The sequence below is a fragment of the Streptomyces sp. NPDC016469 genome (genome assembly GCF_040632905.1).
Taxonomy (GTDB): Bacteria; Actinomycetota; Actinomycetes; order Streptomycetales; family Streptomycetaceae; genus Streptomyces.
Map to the genome: position 1 here is coordinate 132,735 of NZ_JBEYCQ010000012.1, position 13,150 is coordinate 145,884.

At 73.3% G+C, this 13,150-nt stretch carries 12 protein-coding genes and 1 pseudogene; 8 read left to right on the forward strand and 5 right to left on the reverse strand.

All coding sequences use genetic code 11. The annotated features are described in order from the left end of the window. Nucleotides 1-6: 6 nt before the first annotated feature. Both ABZ565_RS16195 and ABZ565_RS16200 read right to left on the reverse strand, forming a co-directional pair. Nucleotides 7-444: an ATP-binding protein gene (locus ABZ565_RS16195; protein WP_361026232.1), complete on the reverse strand. Its 438-nt coding sequence runs from the start codon at nucleotides 442-444 to the stop codon at nucleotides 7-9. A 34-nt stretch (nucleotides 445-478) separates the two neighbouring features. Continuing rightward, on the reverse strand, nucleotides 479-832 hold the full coding sequence (locus ABZ565_RS16200; RefSeq protein ID WP_361026235.1) for an STAS domain-containing protein: 354 nt from the start codon (nucleotides 830-832) through the stop codon (nucleotides 479-481). A 229-nt stretch (nucleotides 833-1,061) separates the two neighbouring features. Here ABZ565_RS16200 and lanL point away from each other — a divergent pair, with 229 nt between their 5' ends. The 7 genes from lanL (at nucleotide 1,062) to tatA (ending at nucleotide 8,306) form a co-directional block, all read left to right on the forward strand. Next, entirely contained in the window at nucleotides 1,062-3,716 is a 2,655-nt protein-coding gene (lanL, locus tag ABZ565_RS16205; protein WP_361026238.1) for a class IV lanthionine synthetase LanL, read from the forward strand. A 45-nt stretch (nucleotides 3,717-3,761) separates the two neighbouring features. Continuing rightward, entirely contained in the window at nucleotides 3,762-3,923 is a 162-nt protein-coding gene (locus ABZ565_RS16210) for a VenA family class IV lanthipeptide (RefSeq protein ID WP_361026241.1), read from the forward strand. Between the two features lie 84 nt (nucleotides 3,924-4,007). Then, complete coding sequence (locus tag ABZ565_RS16215; protein ID WP_361026244.1) at nucleotides 4,008-5,042, forward strand: ATP-binding cassette domain-containing protein; 1,035 nt, start codon at nucleotides 4,008-4,010, stop codon at nucleotides 5,040-5,042. Beyond that, a complete protein-coding gene (locus ABZ565_RS16220; RefSeq protein WP_361026247.1) occupies nucleotides 5,039-5,893 on the forward strand; it encodes an ABC transporter permease in 855 nt (284 codons plus the stop codon). Before ABZ565_RS16215 ends, ABZ565_RS16220 begins: the two co-directional genes overlap by 4 nt. A 197-nt stretch (nucleotides 5,894-6,090) precedes the next feature. After that, nucleotides 6,091-7,089: a DUF3533 domain-containing protein gene (locus tag ABZ565_RS16225; protein ID WP_361026476.1), complete on the forward strand. Its 999-nt coding sequence runs from the start codon at nucleotides 6,091-6,093 to the stop codon at nucleotides 7,087-7,089. Nucleotides 7,090-7,255: 166 nt separating this feature from the next. Next, nucleotides 7,256-7,996: an alpha/beta hydrolase gene (locus tag ABZ565_RS16230; protein ID WP_361026250.1), complete on the forward strand. Its 741-nt coding sequence runs from the start codon at nucleotides 7,256-7,258 to the stop codon at nucleotides 7,994-7,996. A 118-nt stretch (nucleotides 7,997-8,114) separates the two neighbouring features. Then, nucleotides 8,115-8,306: a Sec-independent protein translocase subunit TatA gene (tatA, locus tag ABZ565_RS16235; protein WP_164401590.1), complete on the forward strand. Its 192-nt coding sequence runs from the start codon at nucleotides 8,115-8,117 to the stop codon at nucleotides 8,304-8,306. 103 nt (nucleotides 8,307-8,409) lie between these two features. Here the strand turns inward: tatA and ABZ565_RS16240 are convergent. Further along, nucleotides 8,410-9,268 (reverse strand): annotated as a pseudogene (locus tag ABZ565_RS16240) (helix-turn-helix transcriptional regulator). Nucleotides 9,269-9,483: 215 nt separating this feature from the next. Between ABZ565_RS16240 and ABZ565_RS16245 the strand changes: the two are divergent. After that, the gene (locus ABZ565_RS16245; protein WP_361026254.1) at nucleotides 9,484-10,218 is read left to right on the forward strand and encodes an alpha/beta fold hydrolase; all 735 of its coding nucleotides are present in this window, start codon (nucleotides 9,484-9,486) and stop codon (nucleotides 10,216-10,218) included. Between the two features lie 63 nt (nucleotides 10,219-10,281). Here ABZ565_RS16245 and ABZ565_RS16250 read toward each other — a convergent pair whose 3' ends face one another. Together ABZ565_RS16250 and ABZ565_RS16255 are read right to left on the reverse strand one after the other, a co-directional pair. Beyond that, a complete protein-coding gene (locus ABZ565_RS16250) occupies nucleotides 10,282-11,025 on the reverse strand; it encodes a hypothetical protein (RefSeq protein WP_361026257.1) in 744 nt (247 codons plus the stop codon). 13 nt (nucleotides 11,026-11,038) lie between these two features. Then, nucleotides 11,039-13,117: a hypothetical protein gene (locus tag ABZ565_RS16255; RefSeq protein ID WP_361026260.1), complete on the reverse strand. Its 2,079-nt coding sequence runs from the start codon at nucleotides 13,115-13,117 to the stop codon at nucleotides 11,039-11,041. Nucleotides 13,118-13,150: the final 33 nt, after the last annotated feature.

The following is a 13,150-nucleotide window of genomic DNA, read 5'->3' on the forward strand; positions in this document are numbered from 1 at the left end:
GCCCGGTCACGGCAGCGCGGGCAGCGCCATCACCACCGTGATCCGTTTGCCGCCCGGGTGGACGCCGACGGAGACCCGGCTGGCGAGCAGTTGTACCAGCGGCCAGCCGTAGCCGCCGATCCTGGGCGCCTCCGCCCGCACCTGGGGCTCCGTCGCAGGCACATCGGCCGGGCTCTCGCTGCTGGCGTCGCCCACGGTGATGCGCAGCCCGTCATCCGTGACCTCGGCCTCGAACGCGGTCAGCCGGCCACCGTGCCGGAAGGCGTTCGTCACCAGTTCCGACGTCACCAGCAGTGTGTCGTCCACCACATGGGCCGGCCACCCGTCGAGCGCGGTCCCGAAGCGCGCCGTCAGCAACTCGGTCACGATGCTCCGCGCCGCCGCCGCGTTCTGCGGAACGGCCGAGAGCACACCGTCCGCTTCCCCGCCCAGTTCTACCGGCACCCGCGTACCCCTCCGACCCGACGGACCGACGCCCTCAGCACTGGAGCGCGGCTTCGACGTCGTCCGCGAACCGGAACGCGCCGGCCGTACCCGTGACCTCGAAGAGCCTGCGCACGCCGGAGTGCAGCGGGCCGGCCAGGACGAGCGGCACGCCCGCTTTCACGTGTTCCCGCTGACCGTCGAGAAGGGAGTGGAGCGCCGCGGAGTCGGCGAACGTGACCCCGGACAGGTCGACCACCGTACGCACGCAACCGTCCGCCACCGCGCCGGTCAGCGCCGCCGACAGGTCACCGCTGCCCGACCACCCGTCCAGGCTGCCCCGGACCCGGATCAGCACCACGTCGTCGGCCGTCCGCTCGGAACCGACTCTCCGTTCATCTTCCGCCATGAGCCGTATCCTCCTATGCCGCACTCCCGGACCGGCGCCCGGGGCCGGACCCGCGCTTCCGGGCGGCCACCGAAGTGTGCGCCTCCCGTGCGCCGGGCGGCGCCATACCGGTCAGCAGCGACCCCCTGCGCTCGCTGGAGCAGGTGATTCCGGTTCGGGCGCGTTCCGCACTCACGTGACATGGGCAATTTCCGATCAGCGGTCCTCACCGTTGGGAGGGACACCCCACATGACGAGCCACGCGACCGAAGCCGCACTCGAAAGCCTGCTGAGCCGAGCCCTTCAGGCCACCCGCACCGGCGACTGCTGGACGATCCGGACCGACGAGGCATGGTGCCGCGTCGCCCCCCGTTCGGCGACCCGGCGCGACCAGGGCTGGAAGCTCCACCTGTCGGCAACGGCCGCCTCCGCACCGACGGTCCTCGTCAGGGCCCTGGACGTCCTGCTGCCGGACACCTCGGCGTTCAAGTTCGCCCGGTCCCTCGACCAGGTGAGCACCCTCAACTCCCGCGCCACGCCCCGGGGCAGCTCCGGAAAGTTCATCACCGTCTACCCGCGCTCGGACGCCGACGCCGTCCGCCTCGCCCGCGAACTGCACGCGGCGACAGCCGGACTGCCCGGCCCCCGCATCCTCTCCGACCAGCCCTACGCCCCGTACAGCGTGGTGCATTACCGCTACGGCGCCTTCACCGGCCGGCAACGGCTCTCGGACCAGGGCCTGTTGATCTGGTACATCGAGGACCCCGACGGCAACCCGGTGGAGGACGAGCGCAGCGGCCGCTACGCCCCGCCCCCGTGGGCCGTCTGCCCCTTCCCCGCCACCGTGCCGCTTCCGCCCCCGGCGGCGGAGGCGGCGAGCGGCCCGGTGCTGCTCGGCGGTCGCTTCGCGGTACGGGAGGCGATCCGGCACACCAACAAGGGCGGCGTCTACCGGGGCACCGACGTCTCGACCGGCGCGCCCGTGGTCATCAAGGAGACGCGGCCCCATGTGGAGGGCGACGCCTCCGGGCGCGACGTCCGGGACTGGCTGCGCGCCGAGGCCCGGATGCTGGACAAGCTGAAGGGCACCGGGCTCGCCCCGGACGCCCTGGCCCTCTTCGAGCACGGCCGGCACCTCTTCCTGGCCCAGAGCGAAGTCCCGGGCGTCAGCCTGCGCACCTGGGTCGCCGAGCGCTTCCGTGACCTCGGGGGCGCGGAGTACCGCCGCGAGGCGTCGGCCCTGGTCGCCCGGCTCGTGGACCTCGTCACGGCGGCCCACGCCCACGGCTGCGTCCTGCGCGACTTCACACCCGGCAACGTCATGGTCCGCCCGGACGGCACACTCCGCCTCATCGACCTGGAGCTCGCCGCCGAAGAGACGGGCTCCTGCCTGCCGACCCGGGTGGGCACCCCCGGCTTCAGCGCCCCCGAGCGCCTGAGGGACGCGCCCGTGTCCGTGACGGCCGACTACTACAGCCTCGGCGCCACCACGTGCTTCGTCCTGACCGGCAAGGTGCCGAACCTGCTGCCCGAGGAGCCCGCCCTCAGGACCGGTGAGGAACGGCTCGCCGCCTGGCTCGGCGCCTGCACCGGACCCGCGAAGCCCACGGACGCCATGGCGGAGATGATCACCGGGCTGATGAAGGACGAGCCCGCCGCCCGCTGGGACACCCGCCGGGCGCACGAAGCCCTCCGCGGCCAGGACACCGTCCGGCGCACGCGTACCGCCCCGGTGCCGGACGAGGACCTGGACCATGCCGTCGCCGGACTCGTGAACCACCTGGTCGACACCGTGACTCCGACGGACGACCGGCGCCTGTGGCCCGTGTCCACCGCGGCCGGCGAGACCAACCCGTGCACCGTGCAGCAGGGGGCGGCCGGGCCCCTGGCCGTCCTCGCGCGGTACTTCGAACTGACCGGCGACCCCCGCCTGCCCGAAGTCCTCTCGGCAGCCGGCCACTGGATCGCGGACCGCACCCACCTCCGCACCACCCGCCCCGGCCTGCACTTCGGGGACCTCGGGACCGCCTGGGCACTGTACGAAGCCGGCCGGGCCATCGCCGACCAGGCGCTCGTCGACCACGCGCTCACCCTCGCGCTGGCCCCGCAGGAGCCCACGCCCCACCACGACATCACCCACGGCACCGCCGGCAGCGGCATGGCCGCCCTCCACCTGTGGCAGCGCACCGGTGACCCGCGCTTCGCCGCGCCGGCCGAGGACGCGGCCGACCGGCTGGCCTCCGCCGCGCGGCGCGGCCCCTCGGGGGTGAGCTGGGCCGTCCCCGCCGAAGCACTCTCCGGCGAGGCCGGCAAACAGTACCTGGGCTTCGCCCACGGTTCCTCCGGCATCGGCTGCTTCCTCCTGTGCAGCGCGGTCGCCTTCGGACGCCAGGACCATCTGCGGCTCGCGGTGGAGGTCGGCGAGCACCTCCTGCACAGCTCCGCACGGATCGGCGAGGCGGCCCAGTGGCCCGCCCAGGCCGGCGACGAACCCACCGCCCCGTACTGGTGCCACGGCTCGGCCGGCATCGGCACCTTCCTCGTACGGCTCTGGCAGGTCACCGGCGACGACCGGTTCGGCGACCTCGCCCGCCGCAGCGCCCCTGCCGTCACCGAACGGGCCCCCCGGGCCCCGCTGTCCCAGTGCCACGGGCTCGCGGGCAACGGCGACTTCCTGCTCGACCTGAGCGCCGCCACCGGGGAGCCCGCACACCACACCATGGCCGCCGCGATGGGGCGCCTCGCCGTCACCGAAGGCGCCCGCCGCCACCGGCACATGGTCTTCCCCAACGAGTACGGCGACGTCTCGACCAGCTGGAGCGACGGATCGGCCGGAATTCTGGCCTTCCTCCTGCGGCTCCGCCACCCGAGCTCCCGGCACTGGATCGCCCAGCTGCCGGGCTGAGCGGCAGAGAACCTGCCGCCGAACCACAAGAAGAAGGAGAGAACCATGGAAATCCAGACCCAGGACCTCGAACTCCTCGCCCACCTCCACGCTCTGCCCGAGACCGACCCGGTCGGCGCCGACGCGGCGGCGTTCTCCGCCACGTGCGAGTGCATCGGCCTGCTGACGGTCCTCAACACGGTCTGCATCGGCATCAGCTGCGCCTAGGACCGGCCCACCGTCCGGCCGGCGGCTGTCCCGGGACAGCCGCCGGCCGGACCGAACCGGCGAACCAGAGGTGAGGACCGGACCATGCGCCTTCACACCGGCGGCGAGGAAATCGCCCCCGAGCACACCCCCGCCACCCTCGGCCCGCCCGCGTACGCCATCAGCACCCGCGGCCTGGTCAAGAGCTACCCCGGGCCCAAGGGCACCACCACGCACGCCGTGAGCGGCCTCGACCTGGACGTCCTCCGGGGCGAGACCTTCGCCTTCCTCGGGCCCAACGGTGCCGGGAAGTCCACCACCATCGCCATGCTCTGCGCCCTGGCCCGCCCCACCGCCGGCCACGCCACGGTGGCGGGTGCCGACGTGCGCACCCAGCCCCACCGGGTACGGCAGCGCGTCGGCATGCTGTTCCAGCAGAGCGCCCTCGACCCGGACCTGACACCCGAACAGAACCTCCGCATCCACGCACGTCTCTACGGGATGCGCCGCGCCCACATCCGACAGCGCACCGCCGACGTCCTGGAAGTGGCCGGACTCACCGAGCGGCGGACCACTCCCGTACGCACCCTGTCGGGAGGCATGCGGCGCCGTCTGGAAATCGCCCGCCAGCTCCTGCACGCACCGGACGTGCTGTTCCTGGACGAGCCCACCACCGGCCTCGATCCCCACGCCCGCGCACAGATCTGGGACCACCTGTACGCCCTGCGGGAGCGGAACGGCAGCACGCTCTTCATCACGACCCACCAGCTCGACGAGGCGGCCAACTGCGACCGCGTCGCGATCATCGACCGCGGCCGGCTGGTCGCCCAGGGCGCGCCCGGCGCCCTGAAGGCCGCCATCGGTGACGACCGGGTCGTGCTGCGCACCAGCCAGGACGAACGCGCGCACCGCGTCGTCCACCGCATGGTTCCGCGCGGGCAGTCCGTGACCAGGGACGCCGACGGGATCTGTCTGCGAGTGCCCGACGGCAGCTCCTGGATTCCCCGTCTCTGCGCGACCCTGGAAAGTCACGGCATCGCCGTCCGCGCCGCGTCCGCCACCCCGCCCACCCTGGACGACGTCTTCTTCCACCACACCGGCCGCAGCATCCACAGCACCCAGCCCGGCGGCGGCCGATGACCACACTCCCGCTCGGTGCGGCCGGCACCGCCGACAGCAGGTGGCCGGCCCGGCTGCGGCACGAGCTGCGCGCGATCCACGGACTGATCCACCGGGACCTGCTCCGCCTGGCCGGCCAGCGCGCCCACACCGCGCTGATGCTGCTCCACCCCGTGCTGTACCTCCTGATCCTGGGCGGCGGACTCGCCGCGCTCATCCCCCACTCCACACTGGGGGTCGGCTATCAGACCTTTCTGTTTCCCGGCATGCTGATGATGACCGTGCAGACCCCGGCCATCCTGGTCGGCATCCGCCTGATCACCGACCGCCAGAGCGGCTATCTGCGCGAACTCCTCATGGCACCGGTCAGCCGTACGACCCTGCTCCTGGGCAGCTGCGCGGGCGGCACCCTCGTCGCCACGATCCAGGGCGCCGTGCTGCTGAGCCTGGCCGGAGTCGTCGGCCTGCCCTACGACCCGCTCCTCCTGGCGCTGCTTCTCACCGCCATGGCCCTGATCTCCTTCACGATCACCGCCCTCGCCCTGACCCTGGCGGTCGGCCTGAGCAGACCCGAGACGTTCCACACGCTGCTCGGCGTGATGATGATGCCCCTGCTGTTCCTCTCCGGCGGCTTCTTCCCCCTGGGCGCACTGCCCGGCTGGGCCCACTCCCTGGCCGCCGCGAACCCGTTCGCGTACGGAGTCGACATGCTCCGCGGCAGCATCGCCCTGCGGGCCCCGGACGCCGCGGCCGCCGGCGGCATCACCTGGGCCGGCCACCCGCTCCCGCTCCCCGTGGAAGCGGCCCTGCTCCTGATCAGCGGTGCGGGGGCCCTGGTCTGGGCCGCTCACCGGTTCGAACGGCAGGAGTGACCGGACCGACCGCACGTCCGCCGGTGCTGGGCCGAACGGGTGGGTACGGCACCGGCCATGCGTGTTCGCTCCGTGACACGCGGGCCCGGCGTGAGGATGTCCGCGGAATGGGTGCACCGGTCAATCACGGCTGAGAGCGGGTACGTCACGTGGCGGATACAAGGGGCTCGACGGCGCGGGTCGGCGCATGGGCGGAGATGCGGGACGCGGTCACCACCAGGGCCGTACTCGTCATGGTGGGCGTGCTGCTGCTCCAACTGGGCTTCGCCCTCTCGTACATGGGGGCGTTCCATGCTCCGAAGCCCCATCGCATCCCGATCACCCTGGTCGCCCCGCGCCCCGTGGAGGCCGACCTGGTCGCCCGGCTCAACGCACTGCCCGGCGACCCGGTGCACGTCACCGCCGTACGGGACCGCGCGCAGGCCAGGGCCCGGCTGCTGGAGCGGAAGGCCGACGCCGCACTGATCGTGGCGGTGACCGGGCGCACCGACACGCTGCTCATCGCCTCGGCCGGCGGCCCCTCGGCGGCCGACGCCGCCGCGAAGGTCGTGGCGACCGTGGAACGCACGCAGAACCGGGCGCTGACCGTCCGCGACATCCGCCCGCCCGCCGCGGGCGACACCCGGGGCCTTTCGTCGTTCTACCTGGTGCTCAGCTGGACGATCGGCGGCTACCTCGCCGCCTCCGCACTGAACATGGCGGCCGGATCCAAGCGCCCCACGCTCCGGCGGTCCATCGTGCGGCTCGCGGCGATGGTGCCCTACGCCTTCGTCTCCGGGATCGGCGGCGCCGTCATCGCCGGTCCCGTACTGCACTGTCTGCCGGGCGCCTTCTGGGAGCTCGTCGGCATCGGCACACTGGTCGTCTTCGCCTCCGGTGCCGTCGGCGTGGCCCTTCAGTCGCTGGCCGGGACCATCGGGCTGGGCCTCACCATCCTCATCTTCACGATCCTCGGCAACCCGAGCTCCGGCGGCGTCTACCCGGCCTCCCTGCTGCCGCCCTTCTGGGCCGCGATCGGCCAGGCCCTGCCACCCGGCGCCGGGACGACCGCCGTCCGGAACACCGTCTACTTCGACGGCAACGACACCACGGGCGCCCTGTGGATCCTCGGTGCCTGGGCGTTCGCCGGGATCGTCGTGGCCCTCCTGGCCGCCGCCCTGCGCGGCCGCCGTCGGGCCCGCACGGAAACCCGTTAGGCGACCGCCGCGGCACCCTGCTAGATTCATCCCGGCCGTGCGAAAGAACGAGGAGGTGGTACCCGTGAACGCAGTAACGACATGGGTGCTCCCCTCCGGGGTCACGGTCGGGCGATAGGCAGGTCGTCCGGGAGCGCCTTTCTGTGCACTCCCGAAAGGCACGATCATGCATGTCACTTCCGAGCAGCGCCTGGACGACGGCGTACTCGAACGCTCCTTCACCCTCGGTGACATCCCGGGCATCCTCTGGACACCCGAGTCCGCGTCGGCGTCCGCACCGGTGCCGCTGATCCTCCTCGGTCACCCCACGCTCGGCCTGCAGCGGATGTACCCCCGTCTGGCCGACCGGGCCCGGCACTCCGCGGCGGACGGCTTCGCCACGGCCGCCGTCGAACTCCCAGGCTGCGGCGACCGGCCCCGGCTGCCGGCCCTCGACCGGGCCCGCGCCGACATGCGCCGGGCCCTGCGGGCGGGCGAACCGGTCACCGACGAGATCATCGACGCCGTCGTCCTCCCGCTGGTCGACCAGGCGGTCCCGGAGTTGCAGGCCGCCATGGACGCGATCCTCGCGCTCCCCGAGGTCACCGGTCCGGTCGGCTACTCGGGCGGGGTGATCTCCATCGGCGTCCGGCTCGCGGCGGTCGACCCGCGCATCGTGGCCGCCGGCCTCTTCGCGGGCAGCTTCATCCCGCGCACCACGTACGAGGAGGCCCGCCGGCTCACCATCCCGCTGCACGTCCTGTTGCAATGGGACGACGAGGGGAACGACCGGCAGGCGGCGCTCGACCTGTTCGACGCGTTCGGCTCCGAGGAGAAGTCGCTGCACGCCAACATGGGCGGCCACACCGGCGTCCCGGCACACGCGGGGGCCGCGGCGGCCCACTTCTTCACCCGGCACCTGAAGTAGCACCGTGGGGAGACGGCCGGCAGCACCTCGCCGCACCGCACACAGGTCCGGCGCCTAGGGTGTCTGCTGTACGCGCGTGCCCCCGCACGCCCGGACGGCAACGAAGGAAAGAGGTGACGTGATGCTCCGCAACGGCTTGGAACCGTGGCACCTGCTCATCGTGGCGTTGGTGGTCATCATGGTGTTCGGCTCGAAGAAGCTCCCCGACATGGCACGCTCCCTGGGCAAGTCGGCCCGCATTCTCAAGAGCGAGGCCAAGGCGATGAAGGCGGAGGCGGGCACCGACCCGGCCGCGCCGGGGCATCCGTAACGCCTGCGCACGAAAGGGGCCGGGGGAGTGGCGGGCCATGAGCCGCTGCCCCGGCCCCGTCGACGCGGCGCTGGAAGCCGTGTACCGGGTCGCGCCGTACGGCTCACGACCGGCGCGGGTCACTCCCACACCGGTGGCGCGGACCCCGTACGCGCAACTCGTCCAGCACCCGGGTTCTTCCGGGCGGAGGCGTGAAGATCCGCAGGCGCTGGTCCGCCGCCGGGGTGGCCAGCACCTCGCAGTCCAGATCGATCCTGCCCAGCTCCGGATGGATGAGCCGGTACGGATGCGACCGCCGCACGGCGACCTCGTGCCGGTCCCACAGCGTGCCGAAGTCCGCGCTCGCCGCCCGGCACCGTGCCACCAGCGACCGGGACGCCGCGTCGTCCCCCCCGCCGGGCCGCCGCGGCCCGCAGGTCGGCCACCAACTGCCGCGCCTGCTCCTCGTGTTCCTCGGGTGCGAAGTGACCGCGGACCACCGGATCGGTGAACCAGCGCAGGATGATGTTGCGGTCCTCCTCCGCGACCGAGCACACACAGCCGAACAACGCGAGCGCCAAGTCGTTCTGCGCCAGCAAGTCGCCCAGATCGCTCACCACTTGGACCGGCACGCCGTCCAGCCGGTCGAGCAGATACCGCAGCCCCGGGCGCAGGTACCCGCCGGCCCGCGCGCCCTCCGGCGGGCGGTGCCCGGCGAGCACGTACAGATGGTCCCGCTCGTCCTCGGTCAGCCGCAGCGCGCCCGTCAGCGCGGCGAGCACCTGGACCGAGGGCTGCGGCCCACGGGCCTGTTCGAGTCGCATGTAGTAGTCGGCGGACATCCCGGCGAGGACGGCGACCTCCTCGCGGCGCAGCCCGGGGGTCCGCCGCCTCGGCCCCTCGGCGGGCCCGACGTCGCGGGGCGCCAGCCGCTCCCTGGACCGGCGCAGGAAATCGGCGAGCTCCGGACGCTTCGGTGTCATGTCGGCCCAGGATAACGGCCCGGGGCCGGCGCATCCTGGGACCGCCGGTCCTGGGCACAGCGCTCCGCTCCCGGCCGGGAGCCGACGGCGGCACGATCGGCACAGGCCCCGTCCGGGGCCTGTCCGACCCGCAGAACGGTGGCCGCACGATGAGGGAATCCACACTCCGAGTTCCGGGGGCGCGACTGCGCCACGCCGTCCGCGGTGCAGGCCCCGTGCTCCTGCTCATCGCCGGAGGCCACCACGGTGTCGACGCCACCGAACCGCTCGCACGCAACCTCGCCGACCGGTACACCGTCGTCACCTACGACCGGCGCGGGCTCTCCGGGAGTACCGCCGGCACCCCCGCGAAGACGCTCGCCACCCACGCCGAGGACGCCTCCCGCCTGCTCCGCACCCTCGCACCGGAGCCCGCGCACGTCTACGGAACCAGCATCGGGGCCCTCGTCGCACTGGAACTGACCATCCGTCACCCCGATCAGGTCGCGGCGGTCGTCGCCCACGAACCGCCCGCCGCGCGACTGCTTCCGGAACCCGGGCAGGGCATCGGGCGGCTGCTCGCCGTCGAGGAGACCTTCCGGACACGCGGCGCGGACGCGGCCATGCGCAGGTTCGCGGCCGACCTCGGTATCGACCCGGCCGACTCCGAGCCGGACCTCCCGCCACGCACTCCCCACCCCGGCCGCCTGCGGAACGCGGAGGTCCTGCTCACGCACGACCTGCCGGCGATCAGGGCACACGTCACCGACCTGGCCGCACTCGCCGCCTCACCCGCCCGCATCGTGGCCGCCGCCGGCGAGACGTCGGGCCACACCTGGACGTACGCGTGCGCCGAGCTCCTCGCCGGAGCGCTGGGGACGCCTCTGGAGACGTTCCCCGGCGGCCACAACGGATACGTCTTCCGCCCGCGCGCCACGGCGGACCGGATCCACGCGGTGCTCGGTTGCTGAGGGGGCCGCGCCGTCCCCCGGCTCGGCGTCACTCGAAGCCGGCCCGTGTCGACCCGGTCCGGCTCACCCCTCGTAGTCCTCGATGAGACGGCTGATGACGCCGTGCAGGACGTCCGCCCGGGCCCGGTCCTCCCACTGCTCCCGCAGGGCGCGTTCCACCGCACGGAGCCGCTGCCACGCCTCCGGGGCCTCGTCCATGACCCGGTCCACGAGCGGCGAGGAGACCAGCTCCAGGCACTCGGCCAGCCGCAGCCGGGTGGCGGGGGCCGGCGGGCCGGAAGGGGGCTCGGCGAACCCGTCCGTCAGGTACCGCGCGGGATCGCCGAGGCACCATCCGGCCACCGCCCCCTCGTACACCAGGAGGTCCACGTCGGGGGCGATCCCGAGCCGTGCGTCCGGCTCCTCACCGAGAAGGCGGACGTCCGCGAGGCAGGTCAGCGCGCCGGCATCCGGGTCGCAGTGGAATACCGTCGTCCCGGGCATGCCGAACTCCCCGACGGCATCCGCGCGGAGCCCGGCCGCCCGCGTCCGCGGCCCGCGATCCACGGCTTCGGAGACGTACTGCGCGGGCACGAAGAACGTGAGACTGCGCAGCTCGCGGCTGCCCCGGTCGAAGCGGACGTAGTCGTCCTGCGACCACAGCCACCGCATGCTGCCGAACGTCTCCGGCAGCTCCCGCTCGCGCCCGGCCGGGTCCGCGTACCCCGCGACGATCAGCTGGAGGTCCCGGAAGTCGAAGCGGGGCGTGTACGCGAGGGGCCTGCCCGTCGTAGCGGCGGTCATGCCGTCGCCGACCGTGACCTTCACCGTGTCCGTCGCCTCACCGGATGCGCCTGGCGGCCGGCAGGTGGCCGCCCTTGGTGTCGCGGATCTTCCCGTTCACGATGTCCTCGTGGGTCACCGGGGGCTGCGGGTCGTCGGGCGACCCGCCCAACGCCTTCGCCCCGCTCTCGCCCTTCTTCCCGGAGGGGCCGTAGCCCGTGATGACGTCGCCCGCCCCGGCACCGGGGCCCTTCGTCACCACGATGTCCTCGCCCTTCCGGAAGATGAGGTTCCCGCGCTGTCCCTGCGAGAGATACACCGCGTCCGGCGCCTTGAGGATCTCCGCCACGCGTTCGTCGCTGAGGTGGGGGTGGTAGTTGCTGGATTTGCGCACCTTGCCGTCGCCGGCGCGGTCGATGACGGTCTCCGCGGCCTTCACCGCTTTGGCGTCGGGGCACTTGGCGCCGGCGAGGAACCCGGCCCGGGCGGACGGGCGGTGGTGCGCGGGGGCGGCGGAGTGGAGCAGTCCGCCCGGCACGGTGACGCCACCGGAACGAGCCGTGGCACCCGAGGCCGAGGTGCGGAGCGTGCAGCCGCCGGCGTCGCGCTCCTGGCGTACCCGGTCGACCAGCTTCTTGACCTCGGTCCTGGCCAGGGCGTAGGCGTTGATCAGGGTGTCGGCGCGGTACGGAATCCGGTACTGGACGAGCCGGCCACCGCTGGCGCGGGAACGGGCCCGTGCCTCGTTCTTCTTCCGCGCCTCGACCGAGGTGAAGGTGGGCCCGGCACTTGGGTCGGAGCAGGACAGGCTGCCGGAGACGGACGCTCCGGTGACCGCGAAGGAGCTCTGCGGACTGGTACACCGTCCCGCGGACTTGCCGTCGATGCTGAAGGAAGCGGTCATCACCGCGGTGACCTTGCCGCTGACCAGGCGGCTCTTGGCGCTGGTGGTGATGTGTCCGGAAAAGCTGTTCTTCGCCGTGCAGCCACCGGAACCGCACGTGACCGTTCCGCCGCTGCTGAGGGTCAGGTCGATGCCGCTGTCGGTGGCGTTCTTCAGCTCCTCCGTCTGCTTCTCCAGAGTGTCGAACATGGGGTCGACGGCGTTTTCGGCGACCGGCGCCAGGTCCAGCCCCTGGGAATCGCTGTCCGCCAGGGGGCCGTCCGTCACCTCGGGGCTCTCGGGCGGGTCCTCGCCCTCGGCGTCCGTCTGCGCGGTGACGGCCGTCAGCCGGACCGAGGCCGCTTCGGCAGAACCGCCGGACGTCCCTTCGGCCCGGGAGGGGCCGTACGACTCGAGGCGCAGCACCCGGTGGGGTTTCTGCTCGGTGACGAGCAGCCGGCCCGCGGAGGTGTCCACCGCGAGGGCCGGTGTCCCGTCGACGGCGGGCGGCCGCGCGGACTCGCTGGGGGCCGGTGTGCCCTCCAGCCGGTCGAGCGCCTTCCCGAGCGAGGTCGCCAGGTCGGGCGGGGCCGGCATGTGTCCGACCGTCTCCCGCGTGACGCTGTCGCTCTCGTCGGCGGCCGCCCACGCGCCGGAGACCGAGTCCTTCGCGCGGGTGAAGGTCCTGCCGCCGATGTGCAGAACCTCGCGGGCGAGTCCGGAGCCGCCGACCTCCACGGCGCCGAAGCGACTGCCGGACGCGGTGACGGTGATGTCCCGCTTCACCAGGTCGTCACCGGAATCCCGGTACCGCAGACCCGGGGCATCGGCCAGCGCGGCCACGGCCTGCCGGAACGGCTTGAGGTCCCGCTTGGCGACGGGCTCCTCCGACCCGGGCGGGCCGTGCCACACCAGTAGCCCGGCCACGAGCCCGGCGGCCAGCACCCCGGCCCCGCCGAACAGCAGCAGACGCTTGCGCCGCGGGACGGGCGGCGGCTGTCCGGGCCCGTACTGCGGCGGACCGTACGGGAATCCCGGCCCGGGGCCATAGGGCGAGCGCGGCTGCGGCACAGCCGGCGGGGGGTAGACGCCCTGTGGCGGCCCGACGACCCCGGACGGGCCGGTGTACGGGGAGTGCTGAGGCGGGACGTCCGCCGGAGGGGGCGGTCCGAAGACCCCGGCCGGCGGACTGTACGGAGCGCCCTGCGGCGGGCGGTCCGCCGGGGGCCGGTACGCGTCGTCGTGGTCCGTCATGAACTTCCCCCGTGGATGGTCTGTGGGCCGCTG

Coding starts and splice junctions, on each gene's coding strand:
- ABZ565_RS16215 (WP_361026244.1), top strand. CDS start 4,008: ATGCGCCTTCACACCGGCGGCGAGGAAATCGCCCCCGAGCACACCCCC.
- ABZ565_RS16225 (WP_361026476.1), top strand. CDS start 6,091: ATGCGGGACGCGGTCACCACCAGGGCCGTACTCGTCATGGTGGGCGTG.
- ABZ565_RS16200 (WP_361026235.1), bottom strand. CDS start 832: ATGGCGGAAGATGAACGGAGAGTCGGTTCCGAGCGGACGGCCGACGAC.
- ABZ565_RS16220 (WP_361026247.1), top strand. CDS start 5,039: ATGACCACACTCCCGCTCGGTGCGGCCGGCACCGCCGACAGCAGGTGG.
- ABZ565_RS16210 (WP_361026241.1), top strand. CDS start 3,762: ATGGAAATCCAGACCCAGGACCTCGAACTCCTCGCCCACCTCCACGCT.
- ABZ565_RS16255 (WP_361026260.1), bottom strand. CDS start 13,117: ATGACGGACCACGACGACGCGTACCGGCCCCCGGCGGACCGCCCGCCG.
- lanL (WP_361026238.1), top strand. CDS start 1,062: ATGACGAGCCACGCGACCGAAGCCGCACTCGAAAGCCTGCTGAGCCGA.
- ABZ565_RS16230 (WP_361026250.1), top strand. CDS start 7,256: ATGCATGTCACTTCCGAGCAGCGCCTGGACGACGGCGTACTCGAACGC.